General features: G+C 60.1%; 22 protein-coding genes and 1 tRNA gene. 11 read left to right on the top strand and 12 right to left on the bottom strand.

Features of this window, described 5'->3' with window-relative positions:
- The first annotated feature begins 6 nt into the window (after window positions 1-6).
- A complete protein-coding gene (locus G9X64_RS37135; protein ID WP_376766407.1) occupies window positions 7-645 on the top strand; it encodes a DUF2314 domain-containing protein in 639 nt (212 codons plus the stop codon).
- A gap of 298 nt (window positions 646-943) precedes the next feature.
- On the opposite strand, the gene G9X64_RS21735 is transcribed toward G9X64_RS37135, so the two are convergent.
- The 5 genes from G9X64_RS21735 to G9X64_RS21715 all read right to left on the bottom strand — a co-directional run bounded on the left by G9X64_RS21735 (window position 944) and on the right by G9X64_RS21715 (window position 8,535).
- Window positions 944-4,759, bottom strand: a complete 3,816-nt coding sequence (locus G9X64_RS21735; protein WP_168310147.1) for a vitamin B12-dependent ribonucleotide reductase — start codon at window positions 4,757-4,759, stop codon at window positions 944-946.
- Window positions 4,760-5,348: 589 nt separating this feature from the next.
- Entirely contained in the window at window positions 5,349-5,939 is a 591-nt protein-coding gene (locus tag G9X64_RS21730; protein WP_168310148.1) for a hypothetical protein, read from the bottom strand.
- Window positions 5,940-6,131: 192 nt separating this feature from the next.
- A complete protein-coding gene (gene gpt / locus G9X64_RS21725) occupies window positions 6,132-6,626 on the bottom strand; it encodes a xanthine phosphoribosyltransferase (RefSeq protein ID WP_168310149.1) in 495 nt (164 codons plus the stop codon).
- 181 nt (window positions 6,627-6,807) lie between these two features.
- Window positions 6,808-7,650, bottom strand: coding sequence for a putative universal stress family protein (locus G9X64_RS21720; protein WP_168310150.1), 843 nt, complete (start codon window positions 7,648-7,650; stop codon window positions 6,808-6,810).
- 108 nt (window positions 7,651-7,758) lie between these two features.
- Entirely contained in the window at window positions 7,759-8,535 is a 777-nt protein-coding gene (locus G9X64_RS21715; protein ID WP_168310151.1) for a competence/damage-inducible protein A, read from the bottom strand.
- 285 nt (window positions 8,536-8,820) lie between these two features.
- Here G9X64_RS21715 and wrbA point away from each other — a divergent pair, with 285 nt between their 5' ends.
- Window positions 8,821-9,417 carry an NAD(P)H:quinone oxidoreductase type IV gene (gene wrbA / locus G9X64_RS21710; RefSeq protein WP_003538774.1) on the top strand — a complete coding sequence of 199 codons (597 nt, stop codon included), beginning with the start codon at window positions 8,821-8,823 and terminating at the stop codon, window positions 9,415-9,417.
- 211 nt (window positions 9,418-9,628) lie between these two features.
- A tRNA-Leu gene (locus G9X64_RS21705) sits at window positions 9,629-9,713 on the top strand.
- A gap of 386 nt (window positions 9,714-10,099) precedes the next feature.
- Here G9X64_RS21705 and G9X64_RS21700 read toward each other — a convergent pair.
- Window positions 10,100-10,474: a VanZ family protein gene (locus G9X64_RS21700; protein ID WP_168310152.1), complete on the bottom strand. Its 375-nt coding sequence runs from the start codon at window positions 10,472-10,474 to the stop codon at window positions 10,100-10,102.
- Between the two features lie 183 nt (window positions 10,475-10,657).
- On the opposite strand from G9X64_RS21700, the gene ilvA reads away from it, so the two are divergent.
- From ilvA to G9X64_RS21685, 3 genes are all read left to right on the top strand, one after another.
- Window positions 10,658-11,908 (top strand): threonine ammonia-lyase, encoded by a 1,251-nt coding sequence (gene ilvA, locus G9X64_RS21695; protein WP_168310153.1) that lies wholly within the window; start codon window positions 10,658-10,660, stop codon window positions 11,906-11,908.
- A 37-nt stretch (window positions 11,909-11,945) separates the two neighbouring features.
- A complete protein-coding gene (locus G9X64_RS21690) occupies window positions 11,946-12,272 on the top strand; it encodes an HlyU family transcriptional regulator (protein ID WP_003538786.1) in 327 nt (108 codons plus the stop codon).
- A gap of 234 nt (window positions 12,273-12,506) precedes the next feature.
- Window positions 12,507-13,778 (top strand): GGDEF domain-containing protein, encoded by a 1,272-nt coding sequence (locus tag G9X64_RS21685; protein ID WP_168310154.1) that lies wholly within the window; start codon window positions 12,507-12,509, stop codon window positions 13,776-13,778.
- 7 nt (window positions 13,779-13,785) lie between these two features.
- Here G9X64_RS21685 and G9X64_RS21680 read toward each other — a convergent pair whose 3' ends face one another.
- Window positions 13,786-14,562 (bottom strand): SDR family oxidoreductase, encoded by a 777-nt coding sequence (locus tag G9X64_RS21680; protein WP_168310155.1) that lies wholly within the window; start codon window positions 14,560-14,562, stop codon window positions 13,786-13,788.
- Window positions 14,563-14,669: 107 nt separating this feature from the next.
- Between G9X64_RS21680 and G9X64_RS21675 the strand changes: the two genes are divergently transcribed.
- Entirely contained in the window at window positions 14,670-15,245 is a 576-nt protein-coding gene (locus G9X64_RS21675; RefSeq protein WP_168310156.1) for a TetR/AcrR family transcriptional regulator, read from the top strand.
- A gap of 49 nt (window positions 15,246-15,294) precedes the next feature.
- On the opposite strand, the gene G9X64_RS21670 is transcribed toward G9X64_RS21675, so the two are convergent.
- On the bottom strand, window positions 15,295-15,909 hold the full coding sequence (locus G9X64_RS21670) for an FMN-dependent NADH-azoreductase (protein ID WP_168310157.1): 615 nt from the start codon (window positions 15,907-15,909) through the stop codon (window positions 15,295-15,297).
- Between the two features lie 138 nt (window positions 15,910-16,047).
- Between G9X64_RS21670 and G9X64_RS21665 the strand changes: the two genes are divergently transcribed.
- Window positions 16,048-17,016, top strand: coding sequence for a LysR family transcriptional regulator (locus G9X64_RS21665; protein WP_171377373.1), 969 nt, complete (start codon window positions 16,048-16,050; stop codon window positions 17,014-17,016).
- A 39-nt stretch (window positions 17,017-17,055) separates the two neighbouring features.
- On the opposite strand, the gene G9X64_RS21660 is transcribed toward G9X64_RS21665, so the two are convergent.
- Window positions 17,056-19,044 carry a bifunctional 2',3'-cyclic-nucleotide 2'-phosphodiesterase/3'-nucleotidase gene (locus G9X64_RS21660; protein ID WP_168310159.1) on the bottom strand — a complete coding sequence of 663 codons (1,989 nt, stop codon included), beginning with the start codon at window positions 19,042-19,044 and terminating at the stop codon, window positions 17,056-17,058.
- 178 nt (window positions 19,045-19,222) lie between these two features.
- Here G9X64_RS21660 and G9X64_RS21655 point away from each other — a divergent pair, with 178 nt between their 5' ends.
- Window positions 19,223-19,945 (top strand): hypothetical protein, encoded by a 723-nt coding sequence (locus G9X64_RS21655; RefSeq protein WP_168310160.1) that lies wholly within the window; start codon window positions 19,223-19,225, stop codon window positions 19,943-19,945.
- Here the strand turns inward: G9X64_RS21655 and G9X64_RS21650 are convergent.
- From G9X64_RS21650 to G9X64_RS21640, 3 genes are all read right to left on the bottom strand, one after another.
- Complete coding sequence (locus G9X64_RS21650) at window positions 19,915-20,319, bottom strand: PilZ domain-containing protein (RefSeq protein ID WP_168310161.1); 405 nt, start codon at window positions 20,317-20,319, stop codon at window positions 19,915-19,917. The two genes, G9X64_RS21655 and G9X64_RS21650, sit on opposite strands and share 31 nt — an antisense overlap.
- A gap of 84 nt (window positions 20,320-20,403) precedes the next feature.
- Entirely contained in the window at window positions 20,404-21,285 is an 882-nt protein-coding gene (locus G9X64_RS21645; RefSeq protein ID WP_168310162.1) for a DMT family transporter, read from the bottom strand.
- Between the two features lie 73 nt (window positions 21,286-21,358).
- Window positions 21,359-21,820: an Lrp/AsnC family transcriptional regulator gene (locus tag G9X64_RS21640; RefSeq protein WP_003538804.1), complete on the bottom strand. Its 462-nt coding sequence runs from the start codon at window positions 21,818-21,820 to the stop codon at window positions 21,359-21,361.
- Between the two features lie 155 nt (window positions 21,821-21,975).
- Here G9X64_RS21640 and ald point away from each other — a divergent pair, with 155 nt between their 5' ends.
- Together ald and G9X64_RS21630 are read left to right on the top strand one after the other, a co-directional pair.
- Entirely contained in the window at window positions 21,976-23,094 is a 1,119-nt protein-coding gene (gene ald / locus G9X64_RS21635) for an alanine dehydrogenase (RefSeq protein ID WP_168310215.1), read from the top strand.
- 218 nt (window positions 23,095-23,312) lie between these two features.
- Entirely contained in the window at window positions 23,313-24,242 is a 930-nt protein-coding gene (locus tag G9X64_RS21630) for a helix-turn-helix domain-containing protein (protein ID WP_244956144.1), read from the top strand.
- Window positions 24,243-24,329 lie beyond the last annotated feature (87 nt).

The following is a 24,329-nucleotide window of genomic DNA, read 5'->3' as shown; positions in this document are numbered from 1 at the left end:
GATACTATGTTCGGCGAAACCAGCACTGCATCCAATTCCAAACCAGATATTGAAAATCAGCCCCAGGTAGCTATGCAGCCTCGGTATAGTGACAACAATTTTGGGTCTATCGAATGTTGCGCAGCGTCATTTCACGCTTCTCAATGCTTCGACTATCCATCCTGGTCATTCCCACCGAACTCGCTCTGGCCAACGACAATCCAAACGTCAAGTCGATCGCGCGCGGCGATCCGGCCATGGCGAAAGCCCATGAGAAGTCCGGAAGTCTTGCATGGCTTCCTCGAGAAACTGCGCAATCCACCGCCGGGAACCGAAAATTACAGCATCAAGCTGGGTTTCACGGACAAGGGCAAGGACGTGGCACTGACCACTGACGAGATGGAGCCGAATGTGAAATACATGTGGGTTTATCAGATCAAGGCATCAGGTGATCATTTCACCGCTCTTCTTGGTGATACGCCGGAATACATCCACAACATCAAGGCCGATGATCGCGTCCAGTTCGAAAAGTCGGATATCTTCGACTGGGTGTATATCGAGAACGGGAAAGTGAAGGGGAACTATACCGCTTGCCCGCTGCTGTTGGCCGGTCCGAAAGAACAGTTGGAACAATATCTCGAAATCTACAGCATTGTCTGCGACTGATCGCAAAGTCGCTCCTATGCTAAAAATATCGGCCCAATTATGAAGCCCGTACCCGTGCCGCGCGGCCCGGTCAAATCGCGTGGCCGCCAACAAGGTGGCTGATTTCACTCGGTTCGGAAGCCTCGACCAACCTGCCTACGATCAGGAAAACTCCCGCGTCCGCTATTCCAAACATTTGGATCGGTTAGAACCGGTGAGCCCTCGGCTGGGAAAGTTCCGCTTATAACAGCATGAGAGGCCCGGTTGCCCGGACCTCCCACGATCTTTTTCAGAAGCGAAGAAGAGTAGGCAAGCCTTCTCAACTGCACCCGCTCGTAGCACCACATGTGTCGCACTTCTCGCAGGTACCATTCCGCACCATCGTGAAGTTCTGGCACTCCGAGCACATGTTGCCGGTATAGCCCTGCATGATCGAGCGCTGGCGGCGTTCGGCTTCCCGCTTCTTGGCTTCGGATTTCGCCGTTGCCGCGTCTGCCGCCGCCTTGTCGGAGAACAAGGCCGTTGCGTCGCTGGTGATTTCCTCGGTCACTTCTTCGGCGATCTCTTCCGCCAAATCCTTGGCGCGCTCTTCGTAATCGCGTTTGAAGGCGACGATTTCGGAGGTGGAGATGGCAATTGTCGGCTCCAGCTTGCGGGCAGCGCTGCCGGCAAAGGCGGTCACGGTGCCGGTGGAAGCGGCGCGGGCAGGGGCGGCGGTCGCCGCACCCTTGGGTTCGCCCGCCTGGCGTTCGCCGCCGGTGCCGGACACCAGCGTCGGCTTGTAGCCGCGGGTCCAGCCGGTGGAGAGCAGGTTGGTCTTGCCTTCCTGGATGCCCTTGCCGAGTGCGGTGTTCGAGAAGTCCGACGTATCGACATGCGCCAGGTCATGGCGGCCGAGATAGGAGACAGCAAGCTCGCGGAAGACATAGTCGAGGATCGAGGTGGCGTTCTTGATCGCATCATTGCCGATGACCATGCCGGCCGGCTCGAACTTGGTGAAGGTGAAGGCCTCGACATATTCCTCGAGCGGCACGCCATATTGCAGGCCGAGCGAGATGGCGATGGCGAAATTGTTCATCATCGCGCGGAAGGCAGCGCCTTCCTTGTGCATGTCGATGAAGATCTCGCCGAGGCGGCCGTCGCCGAATTCGCCGGTTCTGAGATAGACCTTGTGTCCGCCGACGGCGGCCTTCTGGGTATAGCCCTGGCGGCGGTTCGGCAGCTTCTCGCGTTCGCGCGAAACTCGTTCGATCACCCGCTCGATGATCTTCTCGGTGATGGTGACGGCCTGGGCGGCCAGCGGCGCCTGCAGCAGTTCCTCCAGCGCATCCTCGTCGTCCTCGTCCTCGATCAGCGAGGAATTAAGCGGCTGCGACAGCTTCGAGCCATCGCGATAGAGCGCGTTGGCCTTGAGGCCAAGCTTCCACGAGAGCATGTAGGCGTTCTTGCAATCCTCGACGGTCGCCTCGTTCGGCATGTTGATCGTCTTGGAAATCGCACCCGAGATGAAGGGCTGGGCCGCCGCCATCATGCGGATATGGCTTTCGACCGAGAGGTAGCGCTTGCCGATCTTGCCGCAGGGATTGGCGCAATCAAAGACCGGCAGATGTTCGTTCTTGAGGAAGGGCGCGCCTTCCAGCGTCATCGCGCCGCAGACATGGATGTTGGCGGCTTCGATGTCTTTCTTGGAGAAGCCGATATGATCGAGCAGGCTGAAGCTCATGTCGGCGAGCTGTTCGTCGGAAACCTTCAGCGTGTCCTTGAGGAAGTCGGCGCCGAGCGTCCATTGATTGAAGACGAACTTGATGTCGAAGGCGCTCTTCAGCGCGGCGTTGACGGCTTCCACCTTCTCGTCGGTGAAGCCCTTGGTCTTTAGCGTCGACGGATTGACAGCCGGCGCCTGGTTCAGATTGCCGTGGCCGACGGCATAGGCCTCGATCTCGGCGATCTGGCTTTCCGAATAGCCGAGTGTGCGCAGCGCGTCGGGCACGGCGCGGTTGATGATCTTGAAGTAGCCGCCGCCGGCAAGCTTCTTGAACTTGACGAGGGCAAAGTCGGGCTCAATGCCGGTGGTGTCGCAATCCATGACGAGACCGATCGTGCCCGTGGGCGCAATGACCGAGACCTGGGCATTACGGTAGCCATGCTGCTCACCGAGCTCGAGCGCCTTGTCCCAGGCCGATTTAGCGTGGGCGACGAGATCCTGGTCGGGGTTTTCCGAATGGATCAGTGCGACCGGGTTGATCGACAGCGCTTCATAGCCGGAGCTCTCGCCATGCGCCGCACGACGATGGTTGCGAATGACCTTGAGCATGCTCTCGCGGTTCGGCGCGAAATTCGGGAACGGGCCGAGCTCGGCAGCCATTTCGGCCGAGGTCGCATAGCAGATGCCGGTCATGATCGCGGTCAGCGAGCCTGCAATGGCGCGTGCCTCCGCGGAGTCGTAGGGAATGCCCGACGACATCAACAGGCCGCCGATATTGGCGTAGCCGAGGCCGAGCGTGCGGTATTCGTAGGAGAGTTCGGCAATGCGCTTCGACGGGAACTGCGCCATCATCACCGAGACTTCCAGCACGACGGTCCACAGGCGAACCGCATGTTCGTAATCGGCGATGTTGATGCGCTTAGTGGCCTTGTCCTTGAACTGCAAGAGGTTCAGCGAGGCAAGGTTGCAGGCCGTGTCGTCGAGGAACATATATTCCGAGCACGGGTTCGAGCCACGGATCGGGCCGCCGGCCGGCGAGGTGTGCCAGTCGTTCATCGTCGTGTTGAAGTGAATGCCGGGATCGGCCGAGGCCCAGGCGGCATAGGAAATGGTTTCCCAGAGATCGCGCGCCTTCAGCGTCTTCATCACCCTGCCGTCCTTGCGGGCGGTCAGGTTCCATTCGCCATCATTTTCGACGGCGCGCAGGAAGTCGTCCTTAATCGAGACGGAGTTGTTGGAGTTCTGGCCGGATACCGTGAGGTAGGCTTCCGAATCCCAATCCGTGTCGTAGGTCTTGAATTGCAGATCCTTATAGCCCTGGCGGGCGAACTGGATGACGCGCTGGACGTAGTTCTCCGGAACCTGGTCCTTCTTGGCGGCACGGATTTCGCGCTTCAGGGCAGGGTTCTTGTTGGGGTCGAAGCAATCGCCGTTATCGCCGCCTTCGCAGTTGAAGCAGGCCTTCATGATCGCCTTCAGATGCTTGGCGACGACCTTCGAGCCGGTGACGAGAGCCGCGACCTTCTGCTCTTCCTTGACCTTCCAGTTGATGTATTCCTCGATATCGGGATGGTCGATATCGACGACCACCATCTTGGCGGCGCGGCGCGTCGTGCCGCCCGATTTGATGGCGCCGGCAGCACGGTCGCCGATCTTCAGGAAGCTCATCAGGCCGGAGGAGCGGCCGCCGCCGGAAAGCTTTTCGCCTTCGCCGCGCAGCATTGAGAAGTTGGAGCCGGTGCCGGAGCCGTATTTGAACAGACGTGCCTCACGCACCCAGAGGTCCATGATGCCGCCTTCATTGACGAGATCGTCCTCGACAGACTGGATGAAGCAGGCATGCGGCTGTGGATGTTCGTAGGCCGACTTGGACTTGGTCAGCTTGCCGGTGAAGGGATCGACGTAGAAATGGCCCTGGCCGGGACCGTCGATGCCGTAGGCCCAGTGCAGACCGGTATTGAACCACTGCGGCGAGTTCGGGGCGACGCGCTGGGTGGCGAGCATATAGGCAAGCTCGTCCTTGAAGGCGGCCGCATCTTCTTCGGAGGAAAAATAGCCGCCCTTCCAGCCCCAATAGGTCCAGGTGCCGGCAAGACGGTCGAAGACCTGTCGCGCATCGATTTCCGAGCCGGTCTGCTCGTCCTTGGACAGGGTCTTCAGCGCGGCATCGTCGGGAACGGAGCGCCACAGGAAGGAGGGAACGTCGTTTTCCTCGACCTTCTTCAGCCGGGTGGGAACGCCGGCCTTGCGGAAATACTTCTGCGCCAGAACGTCGGTCGCGACCTGGGAGAACTGCGCGGGAACATCGATGTTCTCGAGGCGGAACACGACCGAACCATCGGGGTTCTTGATCTCGCTCGTCGCCTTGCGGAATTCGATATCCGCATAGGCGCCTTGGCCGGCCTTCGTGAAACGACGTTCGATGCGCATGGTCTTGACCTCGTGTTGGCGCCCGGTCCCCGCGACCGGGGCGCAAAATTCCTATCCGGCGGCACTTTATCGTCGTGCAGCCAGCCGCGTTTCCGTATCGTGACAGGGGTGTCATCCGGAGATGTCCTTCCTGTATCTTGTGGTGATGGTGGCTGCAAACGCTAAATATAGTATTAACAGCTTATTATCGCCAGTCCCAATGTCACTTTTTTTGGAGGCTGAAAATCGCACAGAGATCCTGTAAGGCCTGAACCGCTCCCGGCCCATCACCCTGATTCTGCGTCCTGATTTTCAAAAGGGAACCGGGCTCGTTACCTCCGGTCCTGTCGCCGCCGCAACATCAGAGACAGTAAAGTTTGAAACAGCTGATTCCGTCAAGGGCTGGCTTTTAATTGATTGCTAACCACAACATCTTGTGGATGCGCCTGTGAAGATTGGGGAAAGCCGGGGAGCGCTGAAATTACAATGGCTTGCAGGTATTGCCGGCTAAGGAAAAGGTCGGAACGAGAAAAAAGCGCCCTGCGGCAAATCTTGTGATGGCATTTCCGGTGCAAATGGGCATGCCGATTCGCCTGCATGCAAGCGCCTATCAGAGCGCATCTATGGCGATGGTGACGGTCGCCACGCCGATCGGCCTGTTCTCTTCGTCCATGACGACGAAGCTCGCCTGCGTTTCGAGTATCTGGGTGGATTCGTTGCGCTCTGCCCGGTCGATGAAGACCTCGCGGGAGCCGTTGGCGAAGGTTCTGAGGTATTTCTCCTCGTCGCCCTGCCAGTAATCGGCGGTAATGATGCTCTGCCCGACATTCAGCCCATGACTGTCGGTGACGAAAAATTCGACGATCGCTCCCTGCGAGGCGTCCTGCCTGGCTTTCAGGTAATGCGACACGGATCTGTCGAGCAGCAGCTTGACCATATGCAGGTGATGCTGATCGACCTCCGATCGGTAGGTGTCGTCGAGCACCCGCATATCCATTTCGCTGACATTGCCGAACTCCGCGTTCTGTTCGGCAATGGCTTTCAGCACCAAGGGCGTTTCCACGATCGGCCGGATCTGCTTCTCGACATAGTCGCGCACGAGGGGAATATAAGCAGGCTCGGCGCGGACAGGCGTGAGGGGAAACAGTGATGCCGCCAGCCCGACGGTCACAACCGCTCCTCTATGCCCCCACCGCGCCATCTTGCTTCCTTATATCGCATCGTTTCTTGCACGCTTTAAGCGCAATTTGATGTGATTCGCAGCTGTCGAGTTTATGCGGACAAGATAAAATAGATGTGCAGATCCCGATAGCGGATTCGGGAAACCGCGCCGACAAAAATTGGAACAATTTCAAGTGGTAAATGCGATGGTCGCGCGCCGCGATCGGTGGTGTCAGCGTGCGCCCTTGGCGATCGGCTCCTGATAGGTGAAGCCCATGTCCCAGGGGAAGTAGATCCAGGTGTCCTGGCTCACCTCGGTGATGAAGGTGTCGACGGTCGGCACGCCCTTCGGCTTGGCGTAGACGCAGGCAAAATGGGCCCTCGGCAGCATGGTGCGCACCTGTGCGGCCGTCTTGCCGGTATCCGTCAGGTCGTCGACGACAAGCACGCCTTCGCCGCCATTTTCCTGAAGTTCGGGCGCGATCCCCTTGAGCAGCACCATGTCGCCCTGGTTCACATAGTCATGATAGGAAGCGACGCAGACGGTCTCGATTAGCCGGATGTTCAGCTCGCGTGAGATGATAGCCGCCGGAACGAGGCCGCCGCGGGTGATGCAGACGATTGCCTTGAACGCCTGATTGAGGCCGGCAAGCCGCCAGGCAAGGGCGCGCGCATCGCGGTGGAACTGATCCCAGGATACGGGAAAGGCTTTATCGGGAAGGGACATCGGGCTGCTCCGCGGCATGAAAAAACGACACGCCGTTTGCCGGCGACCGGACAGGCTTGAGGCGGCGATTGGCAAAACGCAAATCGCGCAGCCGGAACTGCGCGAGATGGGGCCGAGGCTCGAAGCTGTCATCGGTCGCCGCAATTAGCGGGATTTGCCGGCAAAAGGCAAGAGCAGCCAATCAACGCGACAACAGGGTCAGCGCCGTCATCGATTGCAGCAGGGTCTTCGTCGTGCCGCCGAAGATCATCTGCCAGAGCCAGGAATGCGTATAGGCGCCCATGACGAGAAGATCGATGCTGCTGTCCGAAAGCCGGTTCTCGATGATATGCGATGCGCTCTTATCCACACTTTGGGCCGTCGAAAGCGTCGTCTTGACGCCATGACGAGCAAGCGTCGCGGCGATGTCGGCGCCGGCGGTCAGCGGCGATTGCAGCGCCGTGTCGGCCGGATCGACCGAAAAGATCTCCACCTCGTCGGCGGCTTTGAGGATCGGCAGCGCGTCGAAGGTCGCGCGCGCCGCCTCCTTCGAGCCGTTCCAGGCGATCAGCACGCGCTTGATCGGCTTCGGCTGGCGGATGATATAGGGGATCATCAGCACCGGCCGGCCGGTTTCGAAAAGGAAACTGTCGACGTCGACGTGGCTGTCGGAAGGTTTGGCCGGGTCGGCCTGCGAGGCGATCAGGAGGTCGGCGCTGCGCGCACTTTCGATCAGCGGGGCGGAGCCGTATCCGGTTGATGTGGCAAAGCTGCGCCATTCGAAGGAGGCGCCAGCCGCCTCCGCTTTCGCCCTGAAGATGCGCTCCACGGCAATCGTTTCGCTATGCGCCATATCCTGCAGCGCCTGCACGGCAACGGGATCGGGGATTTCCATCGGCGCGACCAACGGCACGGCGGAAATGATTTCGGCATGAAGGCCGATCACATGGGCGCCGCTTTCAGCGGCGATGGCAAAGGCGAAATCGGCAACCGCAGAACTATTGTCGGATGTATCGAGAATGGCGAGAATGGTTTTGTAGGACATATCAATTCTCCTTGCGCTGAAAGGGCTTGCGCGAGGGAAGGAATGCGCCGGACCGTTTTCCTGTTCCTTGATCGGGATCAAGGATGGCCTTGAGTTCCGGCGTTGCCCTCAAGCCTCGGCGGAATGGTTTTCGGCGATGTCCTTCCTTCGGCGGATGGCGTCGATCATCTCCCGCACCTCGGCGCCGGCCGCGTCGATCACCGCCTGCGAGCGGCCGCGCACGACGATCTCGGTCGAAAATTTCTGGCCGATATAGCGCGGGTAGGAGCCGATGCTTGTTTCCGGATGCGCTTTCTGGATCGCGGTCAGCGGCGTGCCGATCTCGCCTTCGCCGTAAGGGCAGGCGATGGCCAGCGACAACACCGGCGTGCCGGTCCGAAGCGTCGGCAGCACATTGTCGACCATCGCCTGGAAGACCTGGGGCACACCGGCCATGACATAGACATTGCCGATGATGAAGCCCGGCGCAGTCGAGACCGGGTTGGCGATATGCACAGCGCCCCGCGGCATGCGCGCCATGCGCTGCCGCGCCTCGGTGAATTCCATCTCGCGGCGGCGGTACATCTCCGCAAGCAGCGTCATTGCTGTTTCGTCGTATTCGCAGGGCACGCCGAAAGCCTTGGAGATAGCATCGGCGGTGATGTCGTCATGCGTCGGCCCGATGCCGCCCGAGGTGAAGACGTAATCATATTTGCCGCGAAGCGCGTTCAACGCCTCGACGATCGCGTCCTCGTCGTCGGCGACTATGCGCACCTCCTTGAGGTCGATGCCGGAAAGCGTCAGCAGATCGGCGAGATGGCCGATATTTTTATCCTTGGTGCGGCCGGAGAGAAGTTCGTCGCCGATGGCGAGCATGGCGGCGGTGACGACGATGTCTTGGCTCATGGGATGTTCCGTGATGTGAGGCTGGGAAATAGGTAGCGCCGTTCGGTCGCTTTGCAAACACCAGAGGCATGATGCCGAAAAGTACAGGGGGTTCGGGCGACATGATGCTCCAACTTTTCAATTCGGGCGATGCGTCATTTTTGCCGAAGTGAAAACCGCAAGCGAATTTTCGTCTCCAAGTGGTGAACACTGAGTTCTTCGGCACGGGGCTTTGTTCAGCCAGGCGCGCTGATAGAAATCGCGTCGGGCACGAAATTCAACCCGATGTTTCAAGGAAGATAAAAGATGGCGAAGGTTCTCGTCCTTTATTATTCGGCTTACGGCCATATCGAAACTATGGCCTACGCCGTCGCAGAAGGCGCGAAGTCGGCCGGTGCCGAAGTCACCGTCAAGCGCGTTCCGGAACTGGTTCCGGAAGACGTCGCCAAGGCTTCCTATTACAAGGTCGACCAGGCGGCTCCGATCGCCACCGTCGACGAACTGGCGGATTATGACGCGATCATCGTCGGCGCGGGCACCCGCTTCGGCACGGTCGCCTCGCAGATGCGCAATTTCTGGGACCAGACGGGCGGCCTCTGGTTCGCCGGCAAGCTCGTCGGCAAGCTCGGTTCGGTCTTCACCTCCTCGGCAACCCAGCACGGCGGCCAGGAATCAACCATCCTCGGCTTCATCCCGACTTTCCTGCATCAGGGCATGGTCGTTGCCGGCCTGCCTTATGCCTTCCAGGGCCAGATGGGCACCGAGGAAGTCAAGGGCGGCTCGCCCTACGGCGCCTCCACCATCACCAACGGCGACGGCTCTCGCCAGCCTTCCGAGATCGAGCTGGAAGGCGCGAAATACCAAGGCGCCCATGTCGCCAAGCTTGCTGCCAAGCTCGCCTGATCTTTGACGCTGAAATAATGAAGGCGCGGCGGGCGTGAGGCTCGCCGCGTCTTTTCTGTTTTCTCCCACGACAGACTGCGCAGCCTTCATCGCTTTCGGGAGGGAAATGCCTGGCCGATCATTCGTCGGTGCTGCCGGCAAAACAGGCATGATTTTTACGCCTTGCGGCTCTTCCCATCGCCCATGACGCAAGATATTGAAAATGCCGCAAGCGGGCGTGGCGAAACTGGTAGACGCAAGGGACTTAAAATCCCTCGGCCTTGGCTGTACGGGTTCGACCCCCGTCGCCCGCACCACCTTCATAATCCTGTGTGAATATGCCTGTATTGAATCTGCTTGTATATTGTGCATAAAAGCAAGTTATCGCTTGACAAAGGAATTTCCGGCGTAACGATTGCGCCGCGACAGTTGAGTAAGGGTTGTCTTGTGGGAGTAAGACGATGGTTTACGATTGGAATGGGACTAAGGTTCGGCGCATCCGCATCTTCAAGACCAGTGTCGCACTTGTTCTGGGGACTGCGATAGCCGCGATACCGCTATTCTTCTGGGCAATGCATTTGCGCGGGTTCTAGAGCGTCCTTAGCGCGTCTAAGAAGACGCTCTAAGGACGCTCTATCACTTTCGATCTGGACAGATGCCGTATTCGATTTTCGGGATTATGTGCGGTCTGTTCTGATCGTGATCATCGCTCTGTGAGCGGAACCGCGTTTGGCGCTTTGGTCTCGCGCCACCTGTTGATCAGCCAGCCAGCCAGCAGCCCGAGGGCTGCGCCCGCGGCCTTGATGCCGGCATCGTGCAGGCGTGGATGGCGTGTTGGTGTGAGATACTGCAGATATTCGATGGCGACTGCACCGGCAATCAGCAGCACCGCCACCATCTTCCATTGTCTCGGATAGGCGAGCGCGAAGGCGAGGCCGACGAGAACAAAGGCGCCCCCGCGGTCGGTATCGACCGTCGTGACCGTTTCCGGCCTCAGCCCGATCGGCGAAACCGTGACGAAGAGGATGAGGGCGAGCAGCAGCCAGGCGAGCGGCCTTGAAAATTTGAAGATCATCATGGTTTCATATTAGTGGCTTGGCTTTTCATTGACAGTTAAAATCAGTTCATCTGCCGCCGATTTCGCGATTGGCTTAAGAAAGGCTTGCCCGGGAGCGAACCGGAAATGGCCGAAACGGGCTTTCTTTTGCCGGTCGGCCTATGCCATAGCGGCAGTGGCTACTCATGAGAATGGACCACGCCCGTGACGAGACTTGATGTCGAAAGCGCCGAAGAGGCAATGCGCAGCCTGTTTCCGGCAACGCCGCTGCAGCTCAACGATCACCTGTCGGCCCGCTACGGAGCCGATATCTGGCTGAAGCGCGAGGATCTGTCGCCGGTGCGCTCCTACAAGATCCGCGGCGCCTTCAATTTCTTCCGCAAGGCGATCGGGCAGGGTGCTGCCGGCAAGACCTTCGTCTGCGCCTCGGCCGGCAATCACGCTCAGGGTTTTGCCTTCGTCTGCCGCCATTTCGGCGTGCCGGGCGTCGTCTTCATGCCGGTGACGACACCGCAGCAAAAGATCGACAAGACCCGCATGTTCGGCGCCGAATTCATCACCATCCGGCTGTTCGGCGACTTCTTCGACCAGTGCTACCAGGCCGCCCGCGAACATGTGGAGGCGGTGGGCGGCGTCATGGTGCCGCCCTTCGACCATGCCGACATCATTGAAGGCCAGGCGACCGTCGCCGCCGAAATCATGCAGCAGCTGCCGGAAGGAACGGTGCCCGACATGGTTGTCCTGCCGGTTGGCGGCGGTGGACTGGCTGCCGGCATCACCGGTTATCTCGACGGCACGGTGCCGAAATCGGCTTTCGTCTTCACCGAGCCCGCCGGCGCGCCGAGCCTTAGGCGCAGCATCGAGGCGGGCAAGGTGACGACGCTTGCCAAGGTCGACAATTTCGTCGATGGCGCAGCCGTCGCCCGGATCGGCGACCTGAATTTCGCCGCTCTTCGTGAGTTCCCGGCAAGCCAAGTGCAATTGATGCCGGAGAACGCCATCTGCGTCACCATTCAGGAGATGCTGAATGTCGAGGGCGTCGTTCTGGAGCCGGCAGGCGCGCTGTCGCTGACGGCGATCGCCGTGATGGACGGCCAAGCGATCCGCGGCAAGACCATCGTGGCTGTCGTCTCCGGCGGCAATTTCGATTTCGAGCGTCTGCCTGACGTAAAGGAAAGAGCCATGCGTTACGCAGGGCTGAAGAAATACTTCATCCTGCGGCTCGCCCAGCGCCCCGGTGCGCTCCGGGATTTCCTCAATCTGCTCGGCCCTGACGACGATATCGCCCGCTTCGAATATCTGAAAAAATCGGCGCGCAACTTCGGCTCGATCCTGATTGGCATCGAAACCAAGGCGCCGGAGAATTTCGCCCGGCTAATCGAAAATTTCGAAGCAGCCGGCATGGGTTACGAGGATATCACCGAAAACGAGATCCTCGCCAATCTGATCATTTGACTTGGCGATAGCGATGTCGTCGTGCTAAAGGCGGAGCATGGCTTCGTTCATTTCAAATATCTTTTCGATGTTCTCCGGCGGCGGCAAACCGGCTTCGGAGGCGGCAGGCCCTTCCGGCGAGCCGCAGCTTTACGGTGATTGCACGATCTATGCCGAGCCGCGCAAGGAAGGCGGCCAGTATCGCCTTGCCGGCCGCATCGAAAAGAAGGTCGGCGACGAGGTGCTGGTGCGCAATTTCATCCGCGCCGATCTGTTTTCCTCCTCCGATGACGCGCTCGAATGCACGGTGCGCAAGGCGCAGCAGATCATCGATCAGCATGGTTCGTCGCTCTTTGGCGACGGCGAGAAGCTTCGTCAGGTCTGAATCGGGATCCGGGCATAGGTCCCTGATACCCGGCTGCAACTATTCCTGTGTGTGACCGGCTGCCCTCCAGCGAGCGCGTTTCGCTCACGCAATCTTAAAGGATTGCGGTGAAAGGTATCGCCTGCAGGATTTGCAGGACACCCCCGTGTTTGACTGTTTCGGACGATTGACCAATGGATTCGCTGTCGCGATCACCGCGCCAGGACGAGGCCGAACGTCCGGAGCCGCGGTCTGATGATGGAGACACTCAACCTCCTTCTCTTCGTCGTCGAAGCCGTCGCCTATTTCGCGCTGATGGTGACGCTCCTGCACTTTCGCCATCGGCTCGGTCTCGGGGTTTTCCTGACGGCGCTCGGCGTCATGCATTTCATGGAGACCTATCTGGCGGCGGTTTTCTATGTCTCGCTGCCGTTCGGGGACGTGTCACCGGGCTCATCCGTCTTCTTCTCCGGCAAGCTGATGATGATCCTGATGCTTTACCTGCAGGAGGATGCCGCGACGGTGCGCCAGCCGATCTACGGCCTCTTCCTCGGCAACCTGCTCACCGTCGGTATTGCCTGGGTGCTGCAGCTGCACCAGCCGCTGCAGATATCGACCAACCACACGCCGGACGTCGATTTCCTCAAGGAGATGGGCTGGCTGATGGTCTGGGGCACGGCGCTGCTTTATGTCGATTCGCTCGGCATCATCCTGCTTTATGAAAAACTCGGCGATTTCTTCCGCCGCCGCGTCGTCCTGCGTTTCCTGATTTCGGGCTTCGTGCTGCTGACCTTCGACCAGATCGGCTTCTTCGCCGCGCTGCATTACTTCCTGGATGTGCCGATCGCCGCATTCTGGGGTGGATGGAAGGCGAAAATGCTTGCCGTCTGCCTCTACGCGGCGATGTTCGCATTCTATGAATATCGTGTTCGCCGTATCGGCGCAGCTGGGTCCGCACGCTCGATTAGCGACGTATTCGGCGACCTGACGTTTCGCGAGCGCTACAACGATCTGCTGGAGCGCACCGGCCGCGACATGCTCACCGGTGTCTACGATCGGACGCGCATGGAAATGGAAGCGCCGCTGATGCTGCTCGAGGCACTGAAGCAGGGGTCATTCGCCACCGTCCTCATTATCGACGCCGATCACTTCAAGGATGTCAATGACGGCTACGGTCATCTACAGGGCGACGAGGTGCTGAAAGCGATCGCCGCTCGGCTCGGTACAACACTGCGTTCCAGCGACCGCGTCTTCCGCTTCGGCGGCGAGGAATTCGTTGCCGTCTGTCCGGGCACCGACCACGAGGAAGGTCTGCTGCTTGCCGAGCGCCTGCGCTGGACGATCGCGACCAGCGTCAAGACGCCGGATGACAGGCCGATCACGGTCAGCATCGGCGTTGCGACCGCCGACGAGGACGGCGTCGATTTCACCGCCGTGCTGACAGCAGCCGACGGCAGGCTCTACGCAGCCAAGAAGAGCGGCCGCAACTGTGTCGTCGGCCGCCCCGGCGTGGTGAAACTCAGCTGAAACTCATTCAGGCAGCGCGGAAGATCTTGGCGCCGGATGGCGCGCTCGTCATGCCGCCGTCGACGGTGATCTCGATGCCGGTGACGTTGGCCGAATCATCCGAAGCCAGATAGAGCGCCGCCTTGGCGATTTCGTCGGCTTCGCTCATGCGGCCGAGCGGGCTCATGCCGCCGATGCGCGCCTCGAGCGCCGACATGGCATCTTCCGTCTGAGCCATCGGCGACCAGATCGGCGTTTTGGTGCCGCCGGGCGTTACCTGATTCACCCGAATGCCGCGCGGCGCGAGCTCGGATGCCATGTTACGCGTCATTGCCCGGACAGCCGCCTTGGTCGCCGCATAGGCCGACCAGCCGGGAGCGCCGAGCACGGCATGCACGGACCCGTTGAGAATCACCGAAGCGCCGTCGTTGAGATGCGGCAGGGCTGATTGCACGGTGAAGAAAACCGCCGTGAGATTGGTGCTGATGATCTGGTTAAACTGCGCCGGTGATGTCTCGCCGAGCGGCGTCGCGCCGCCGATGCCGGCATTCGCGAAGACGATGTCGAGCTTGCCGACCTTTGCGGCGGCTTCCGCAAAGGCCTTCTCCGTGGCAGCGGCATCGGTGACATCGACCTTCAGCGCCAGCACGCCGGCGCCCAGCGCCTTTTCGGCAGCCGCGAGCGTTTCCGGATTGCGGCCGGTGATCACCACCTTGGCACCCTCGTCGATGAAGACCCGGGCGGTCGCAAGACCGATGCCACTGTTTCCGCCGGTGATCAGGGCGACTTTGTTTTGTAGACGCATGATTCATGCTCCTCTTGGAATTGGCAACGATCTGGATTATGATCGTTATCCATGAGGATTATGGTAATAATCTATATGAGTCAAGAGGCAGTGCCGGGGAGATTCCGATGGGCCGTTCGCAGTTGGAAAAACAGAAGACGCACGAGAAGATTGTCGAGACCGCATCGAAGCGGCTGCGCGAGGAGGGGCTCGAAGGTGTTGGCGTCGCCGACCTGATGAAGGAGGCCGGATTGACCGTCGGCGGTTTCTACAAGCATTTCGCCTCCCGCGACGATCTGGTCGCCGAGGCGATCCAGTCCGCTTTCGATTCATGGCGACGCAAGCTGGAGGCCGAGGGGATAAACCCGGCGGAGATGACGGCTGCCGATGTCGCCGATCGTTATGTCAGCGCCTATCATCGCGACAATCCGGGTGAGGGCTGCCCTTTTGCCGCGCTGACCTCCGATATATCACGCAGCGGCGAGAAGGCACGGGGGATTGCGACGGACGGGCTCAGGCGCAATTTCGCGTCGCTGGCGAGCAAGGCAGCGGGAGCGGACGAAGGAGAAAGGCGGCGCAAGGCGATCACGGCCTTCGCGATGATGGCCGGCGGCGTCGGCCTTGCCAGGATTTCCTCCGACGAGGAACTCTCGGCCGAAATCCTGGCGACGGTGCGGGATTTTGTCGCCGATATCGACAAATGAAAAACGGCCGGCGAAGGGCCGGCCGTTGCGTGAAGCGTTTAGGAGCCGATCAGGCGGCCAGCGCGATTTCCTGGACGCGCGACTTGGCGGCGTCGATCGCCTTTTCGGCAGCTTCCGGACCAAAGGCCAGGCCTTCGACATAGATGGTCTCGATGTCGCTGATGCCGAGGAAACCGAGAACCGACTTCAGGTACGGCACGGCATGGTTCAAGGCGGCGGCCGGGCCCTGCGAGTAGACGCCACCCGAGGCCAGCACCACATAGACCTTCTTGCCGGTTGCCAGCCCAACCGGGCCGCTTTCCGTGTACTTGAAGGTCAGGCCGGCGCGGGCGACGTTGTCGATCCATGTCTTCAGCGACGAATAGATGTTGAAATTGATGAGGCCGGTGCTGATGACGATCGTGTCGGCGGCGAGCAGCTCGTTGACAAGCTCGTCGGAGGTTTTGACGGCTGCCGTTTCCTCAGCGGTGCGGGCGTCGGCCGGCTTGCGAATAGCGCCGGTGAAGAGGTCATCGATATGCGGCAGCGGATTGGCGGCAAGGTCGCGGCGAACGACGACGCTGCCCGGATTCTGGCTCTTCAGCTTTTCAGCGAGATCGACGGCGATCGGCGTCGAGAGCGATTCGGCACGCGGGCTGGACGTCAGAAGAAGGATGGACGACATGGTGCATTTCCTTTCGAATGGGATTTGACGGCCCGTTACTGGGAGGTGAGCCGCAGTTCGATGAGGAAAATAGGTCTGGCCTGCTATCGAAAAAACGGTGATAATGTCGATCGAAACTATCGATGGAATGGATAGAGGATGCTGCCAAACCCCACTCTGGACCAATTGCAGGTATTTCTGACCGTTGCCGAGACCGGCAGCTTCTCGGCCGCTTCGCGGGCGCTGAACCGTGCACAATCGGTCGTGAGCTATACGATCGCCAATCTAGAGGCGCAGCTCGAAGTGCCGCTTTTCGAGCGTTCCGGCGCGCGTCAGCCGAAGCTGACGGAGGCGGGCAAGGCGATGCTTGAGGATGCGCGACGCATTCTGGGCGACCTGCAAGTCATGCGGGCGCGCGTTAAAAGCCTGAGGGAAGGACTCGAAGCGGAGGTTTCCGTCGCCATCAGTGTCATGGTGCCTTCGCGAGCCCTGGTGGACGTCCTCCGCGAATTCCGCGAGATGTTTCCATCCGTTTCATTAAGCCTCAATGTCGGTGAGCTTGGAATGGTCATGGATCTTGTCCTCAGCGGCAAGGCGACGATCGGGATCGGTGGCGCAGTTCTAAAGCAGGACGATTCGATCGTCACGGACCGGATCGGTCATTCCTTCATGTTGCCGGTTGCCGCGCATAACCACCCGCTTGCCGGAATCGGCCGGCCGCTGACGCTCGGCGACGTGCGCGAGGAAGTGCAGCTCGTCGTCACCGATGCGTCGGGACGGACGAAGGGGCGCGATTTCAACGTACTCTCCTACAAGACGTGGCGCGTCAGCGATATTGCGACGAAGCACCAGCTCATCACGGCCGGCCTTGGCTGGGGCGGCCTCCCGGCTTCCGTGATTCATGACGATCTGACGAGCGGCAGGCTCGTTCATCTCGATCTGGATGCCTACGAACAGGGGGAGTATCCCATATATTCGGTCCGTCAGCTCGCCAACCCGCCCGGACCTGCCGCCACCTGGATGATCGACGCGTTCCGCACGCGGCTTTCCGCCTGCCCGAGCCAAGCCGATTTCCATGCTCAGATAGCGGAACTCCAGGAAGCTGGTACGCCGCTCGCAGCCGAATGATGAAGGCGCGGGTGCCGCGCCTTCGCTGATACTGTCTTCCTAAAGAACCAGCCTGAACTTCGAGAAACCGTCGGCGCCTTCGCCCGCATCCTCGATCTTGACGCTCTTGACCTCGGCGAGGAACTGCTTCGCCTTCGGGCCGCTTTCGAAGGTCGCGGTCGTGCCCGGGAGCGGCTTGAAGGTCCAATTTGCGTCGGCCGACGGATTGATCGTGCCTTGATCATGGACATAGCGGACGATGACGTCGCGGTTGGTATCCGGCGCCTGGAAGATCACCTTGTCCGCGGTGATCTCGGGGAAATTGCCGCCGCCGCCGGCGCGATAGTTGTTCGAGACGACGACGAACTTTTGAGCCGGATCGATCGGCTTGCCATTGAAGGCGAGGTTCTGGATGCGGTTGGCGTCCGGATTGATCGGCTTACCAGACGAATCATATTTCGGCGGCTGCGACAGGTCGATCTGGTAGGTGACGCCATCGATCACGTCGAAGTTGTAGGACGGGAAGTCGTTGTTGAGCAGCGCCGCATCCTTTGAGCCCGCCTCGATGTGATTGAACATGCCGGCCGACATTTCGAGCCAGTTCTTCACCTGGGCGCCGGTAATAGCGACAGCCTGCACCGTATTCGGGTAGAGATAGAGGTCGGCGACGTTCTTGATGGCGATATCGCCGGCCGGAACATCGGTATAATAGTCGGCGCCGCCGCGGCCGCCGGCCTTGAAGGGTGCTGCTGCCGAGAGAACCGGCAGGTCCTTGAATGCGGTGTCGGCCAGCATCTGCTTGATGTACCAGGTCTGCGCTTGGCTGACGACCTGCACCGAGGGGTCGTCGGCGACCAGCGCGAAGTAGGAGTAAAGCGGCGCAGACGTCTTGCCGACGGGGGTGCGGACATAGGCAAGCGTTGCCTCGTGTTCAGCCTTGGCGGCCTCGACCACTTCCTTTTTGTCGGCGTAATCGGCGACCACTTTCTTCTTGTCGTCGCGGTGATAGATCGGCCGTGCTTCCGACGTGAAATCGACGATCTTCCAGCTGTTGCCATCCTTTTCCAGCAGCAGGTCGATCAGGCCGAGATGCGAGCCCCAGAAGCCGGCCATCACGGCAGGCTTGCCGTGCAGCGTGCCCTTGACCGGATCGGCATTGGCCACACCGTCCCAGCTCTTCGGGCCGGGGAAGACGAGATGCTGGTGGCCGGTGAAGATCGCGTCGATCCCGTCGACGGCGGCGAGATGCAGCGAGGCGTTCTCCATCTTTTCGGACGGTGCGCTGCCATCGATGCCGGAATGCGAGAGCGCAATGACGATATCGGCGCCGGCTTCCTTCATGGCGGGAACCCAGGCCTTGGCGGCCTCGACGATGTCGCGCGTCTGCGCCTTGCCTTCGAGGTTCTTGATGTCCCAGAGCATGATCTGCGGCGGTACGAAGCCGATGAAGCCGATCTTGACGGGGCTCTCATTGCCGGCGCCATCCTTGATCTGCTTTTCGACGATGATGTAGGGCTTGAAGAAGAGATCGTCCTGCCTCGGGTCCGAGGCGAGCTGGCCCTTGGTCAGGTTGGCGCAGACGAAGGGGAAGTTTGCGCCTGATAGAACCTTGAACATGAAGTCGAGGCCGTAGTTGAACTCGTGATTGCCGAGCGTGCCGACCGTATAGCCGAGCGTGTTCATCGCCTTGATCACCGGATGGACGTCGCCGTCCTTCATGCCGTGCTGATAGGCCATATAGTCGCCCATCGGATTGCCCTGCAGCACGTCGCCATTGTCGATCAGCAGCGAGTTGACGGCCTCTGCGCGGATCGCGTCGATGATCGTCCCGGTGCGCGACAGGCCCATCGTGTCGTTCGGCTTGTCGGCATAATAGTCATAGGGGAAGACGTTGACGTGAATGTCGGTCGTTTCCATCAGCCTCAGATGGGCCTGGTTGGCACTGGCGCGCGCGCTGAAAGGGTGCAGCAGCACCAGGGCGGAAGTGGCGGCAAGGCCGCCGAGCAGGGAACGGCGGCTCATCGCGCCAACATCGAAAATGGAAGACATGGAAATTCTCCTAATAGGGATCATGCATCGTCCGGCCCGTCAGAATTAGGACGATTTGCCGAGGAGTACACCGTGAAAATGACAGAACGGCAAAACAATCCAGCGGGAAAGCGGCATGGTCGTGAAATGCAATTTATGGTACAGTGGCAACAGCTGGAACCATTGGGGAGATGGCATTATGAACAAGGTCGTTATCGCTTTGGTCGGAGGTTTCGGAGGCATCGCACCCAGTCTGGTCGACAAGGCGCAGGCGCTCTACAGCGGCGATGTGGAGAAATGGCTGACGACGACGGCAAACCCTTGGATCTCCGTTGCCTGCGCGCTTGCCGCCATCGTCGTCTTCTTCATTATCGGCGGCGCGATCGCCCTGATCTATCGCGAACAGCAGTTGCAGAAGGCGCTTCTTCTTGGCATCGGCGCACCGGCCCTCATCATGGCCGCCGCACAGGGTAGTGCAGCCAACCCGAGGCCGATCGAAGTCAGTCCGGCCGCCAGCCTGTTCGGCATCGTCGGCGTCGCTTATGCTCAGGATGGCACTCGCTCGCTGCCGCCGCGGGTCGAGTTGAAAGTCAATCCTGGCTGGACGCAGGGCGAATGCCAGACCTGCGATATCAAGTTCCTCGGTGGAGACGGCCAGATCATATCAAGCGAGCCGCTCCCCAACGGCCAGGCGCCCGGCGCAGTCAACGTGCCGCTCGGCACGGAAACGATCCTGCTGTCTGGCGCCAACGCCAATACCGCCACTGTCGACGTCAGGGACCTCGGCGCCAGGCTGCCGCAGACGCAAGGCCCGGTCACCCTCGACGTCAACGTTAATCGCAGCTACTGGAACGATCTCAGCCGCTCATTCGGCGCCAAGGCCGTGCAGCCTTACGATTTCAGTGTCGACGTTGCCAAATGAGGCATCCGGTCGCTATTGGCGCCGGCTTTGGCCAGTTGGCGTATCGCCAGCACCGGTCGCATCTCCTTATGGAAAAAGCGGAAATAGGACGAAATCTGCGCTCGCGCATTCGAATTCACATCGAACTGGATGCCGACGCGGCCATTATGCTTCCAGCGGATGATGCCTTCGAGCAGCCCGAGGTTTTCGGCCTCGATGCGCACCTTGCTGCCGGAAGCGGCATGGAGCGGCCCCTTCATCTCCAGGGCGGCACCGGTCAGCGATAGGTCGAGGATGCGGGCATCCACCTGGCTGTTCAGGTATTTGACATGGCCGAAAACGCGGCAGTTTTTCCGATCAGTCTTCCGGGCCGTGATTTTCAAGTTGCGGGTCATACTGTCTCCCTTGGTATAGCGAGGGAGCATAGCGCCGGAAAATTGAAATGGTTTTAGGGGCTTGGCTAAAATTGCAGTGAAACATCAATTGGCGGCAGTGGCCCTGCTTCCGACCACATGCTCGCGCCAGACCGTGAAAATGCCGGCGGCAACCACGATGATCGAGCCGATGATCGTGTTGAGACTGAGCGTTTCGTCATAGACCGCCATGCCGATGACCGAGGCGTAGACAAGTGACAGATAGGTCAGCGGCTGGACGGCGGCGGCATCGAGAACATCATAGGCGCGGATTAGGAAATAATGGCTGGAAATGCTGGTGATGCAGACGAGCGCCATCCAGCCCCAGTCACCCGGCGACATCCAGCTCCAGTAGAACGGTCCGATGAGCGTCATCGTGACGCCGCCGACGACGCCTGTATAGAAGAAGCTGGTCATCGACGAATCGTCGCGGCTGACCAGACGGGTGGCGATGACGTAGAAGGCGAAGTTGAAGCAGGAAATGACGGCGAGAAGCAGCTTCACGTCGAAAAGTTCGCCTTCCGGCTTCAGGATCAGCAGCACCCCGAAAAGTCCGGCGCCGATCGCCGCCCACCGCCGCCAGCCGACCCGCTCGCCGAGGATCGGCATCGCCAGCAGCGCGATCAGGATCGGCGTCGCGGAAAAGATCGCCTGTGAACGGGCAAGGCCGATCATCGCAAAGCAGGTGATGGCCAGAACCACCTGGACGGCAAGCAGCACGCCGCGGGTCACCTGCAGGAGAGGGCGTTTGGTGCGGGCCGTCGCCTTGATGCCGCCGCGCATCTTCGAAGCGAGGATGATCGTGAAAAGCGCGAAGGCCCAGTAGCGGATCATCGTCACGAAGATTGGCGGATAGGCCGTCGCCAGATGTTTCGAGATGGCATCCTGCAGGGAGAAAATGGTGATCGCCAGCAGCGCGAAAATATAGCCTTGGGTCTTCGATGTCATGATTTGCCATTGGGTGGGGAAGCGCTTGCGCGCATCGAAAGTCTGGGCAGGCTTTCGGCAAAGATGCAAGGCCTCAAAGGCCGACATTCGGCTTGTCGATGATCTCTCTGAGCGCGAAGCTCGAATTGATCTTGACGACGTGGGGCAGGGCCGACAGCCAGTCGCGGTGGATGCGCTCATAGTCCTCGAGGTCGCGGGCGGCGACCCTGAGGATATAGTCGTATTCGCCCGACATCAGGTAACAGACGAGCACGTTCGGGCAGAGCTTCACCGCTGCCTCGAATTCCGCCAGCGTCTTGGCGAACTGGCCGGAGAGCGAGATATGCACGATGGCGATCATCTTGTAGTCGAGCGCCTTGTGTGAAAGCCGCGCATGATAGCCGCCGATGACGCCGCTTCTTTCCAGGATATCGAGCCGGCGCGAACATGCCGAAGGCGACAATCCGATCCTTTCGGCAAGCTCGGCATTGGTGATGCGGGCGTTTGCCTGCAATGCCCGAAGAATCGCAAGATCGATGGTGTCGAGATCGGCCATTCGAAGAACCTTCGAAGAAAGATAGAGGAAACGCAATAATCGCCGAAAAATCGCGTCTTCGCAAATCGTCTTTGCAAGGACATTTCACTGCCTTGATGGTTGGATTCCTCATCTGAAAAAATCCGCGACGCGGAGATAAAATGAGAGGAACGCGCATGCGTGTCGGTTGCCCGAAGGAAATCAAGAATCATGAATATCGCGTCGGCCTGACGCCGGCTTCGGTGCGCGAATATGTTGCCCACGGCCACGAGGTCTGGGTGGAGACCAAGGCGGGCGTCGGTATCGGCGCTGATGATGCTGCCTATGCGGCGGCCGGTGCCAAGATCGCCGCCTCCGCCAAGGATATCTTCGAAAAGTGCGACATGATCGTCAAGGTGAAGGAGCCGCAGCCCGCCGAATGGGCGCAGCTCCGTGACGGCCAGCTTCTCTATACCTATCTGCATCTGGCGCCGGATCCCGAACAGACCAAGGGTCTCATCGCCTCCGGCGTCACTGCGATCGCCTATGAGACGGTGACCGACGAGCGCGGTGGCCTGCCGTTGCTGGCGCCGATGTCGGAGGTTGCTGGCCGCCTGTCGATCCAGGCAGGAGCGACCGCGCTACAGAAGGCCAATGGTGGCCTCGGCGTCCTGCTCGGCGGTGTGCCCGGCGTGCTGCCCGCCAAGGTCGCGGTCATCGGCGGCGGCGTCGTTGGCATGCATGCGGCCAGGATGGCCGCCGGCCTAGGCGCCGATGTCAGCATCCTCGACAAGTCGCTGCCGCGCCTGCGCCAGCTCGACGATATCTTCGCAGGCCGCATCCATACGCGTTATTCCAGCATCCAGGCGCTGGAGGAGGAAGTCTTCTCGGCCGATCTCATTATCGGCGCCGTGCTGATCCCGGGCGCTGCCGCTCCGAAGCTCGTTACCCGCGAGATGCTGTCCGGCATGAAGAAGGGCTCCGTCATCGTCGACGTCGCCATCGACCAGGGCGGCTGCTTCGAGACCTCGCACGCGACGACCCATTCCGATCCGACCTATGAAGTCGACGGCGTCGTGCATTATTGCGTTGCCAACATGCCGGGCGCCGTGCCGGTCACCTCGGCGCACGCGCTGAACAATGCCACATTGGTTCATGGCCTGGCGCTTGCCGATCGCGGCCTGCGCGCCATCGCCGAAGATAAGCATCTGAGGAACGGCCTCAACGTCCACAAGGGCCGCATCACCAGCAAGCCGGTCGCCGGCGCACTGGGTTACGAGGCTTTCGCGCCGGAAAGCGTGCTGAACGTTGCGTAAGCCAGCTTACTCTAGGTGATGCAGCGCTATTTTTTGGCCGGGAGGGCGGTATCCGAGGGGATGCCGCCTTCTTTGTATGACGGCGTAGCTGTAATCGAACCGCGACCGTCGGCGGCGTTGGGGGTATGCTTTTCCTTGTCGCGCAGCGCGACGAGTTGTGTCCTACCGATCAATGTCTATCGCATGCTGATGGGCAGTCGCCTCTAAACGGAGCAGCAATGACGGTTGATAGTCGAGAGGAAATATCGCCGGTCCCGCTTCGAACGTCACCTGCCGGCCTCGAAACATATATTTCTGGCAGAACACTCGTTAGCGGGGATGGACCGGCCTGGACGGATATATTCGTTCAGGTGTTTTCCCGCCTGACGGTGCAACACCCCTTTCTTGTTCCGGCGGTCGCCGAGCCTCTCGTTGTTTGGGTGATCTCAGGTCAGGCATGCGTGGAAGAACGCGATCTGGGTGGGGAGTGGGAGGCCAACACAGTCAGAGTCGGAGACTTTTTTCTGACGCGGTCGCCCACGCCATATGAAATGCGCTGGCGTGCCGAGGGAGACGAACCTTTCCAGGTGATGCATCTCTATCTCTCCGTTCCGTTGTTTGAGCGGGTGGCGGAAGCGGTTCTCGGCAAAGCTGCCAGCGCCATGCGCCTGCGCGACATATCGGGCGGCCGCGACCAACCTCTTTCCAGCATGCTGGAGCTGATCCATGCTGAACTGACGGCCGAGGGGCAGGGAAGTCGGCTCTTTGTGCAGGGATTGGCACAGGCGCTCGCCGTTCATCTTATCCGGCAATACGCAACATTTGATGCGGAGGCACGGCGGTCAAATGCCCTCCCGGGCGCAAAGCTACGGCGGGCCATCGCATTCATGGAAGCCAACCTTCAGGAGCCGTTTGATCTCGCACGTCTGGCGCAAACGGCCGGCATGAGTGCTTTTCACTTCAGCCGCCTCTTCAAGAAGGCCACCGGCCTTTCTCCATCCCATTATTTCATTCGTCAACGCATAGCCAAAGCCCAGCAACTTCTGCAGGAAACCAGTGCCAGTATCATCGAGATCGGCATGTCCGTGGGGTATTCGAGCCCCAGCCATTTTGCTCAGATTTTTCGCCGGGAGGCTGGGGTCTCCCCCAGCGACTATCGTCGCAGCTAAGGCGCGTCGCAATCTTTCAGATTTGCTGCTCGCGCTTTAGGTCTTTGTTTTGCGCATGTCGTTATCGCAAAACATGGGGTAATCGCG

It is taken from the genome of Rhizobium sophorae, assembly GCF_013087515.1.
Taxonomy (GTDB): domain Bacteria; phylum Pseudomonadota; class Alphaproteobacteria; order Rhizobiales; family Rhizobiaceae; genus Rhizobium; species Rhizobium sophorae.
The sequence above is the reverse complement of the archived record's forward strand: the minus strand, read 5'-3'. Positions and strand labels throughout refer to the sequence as shown.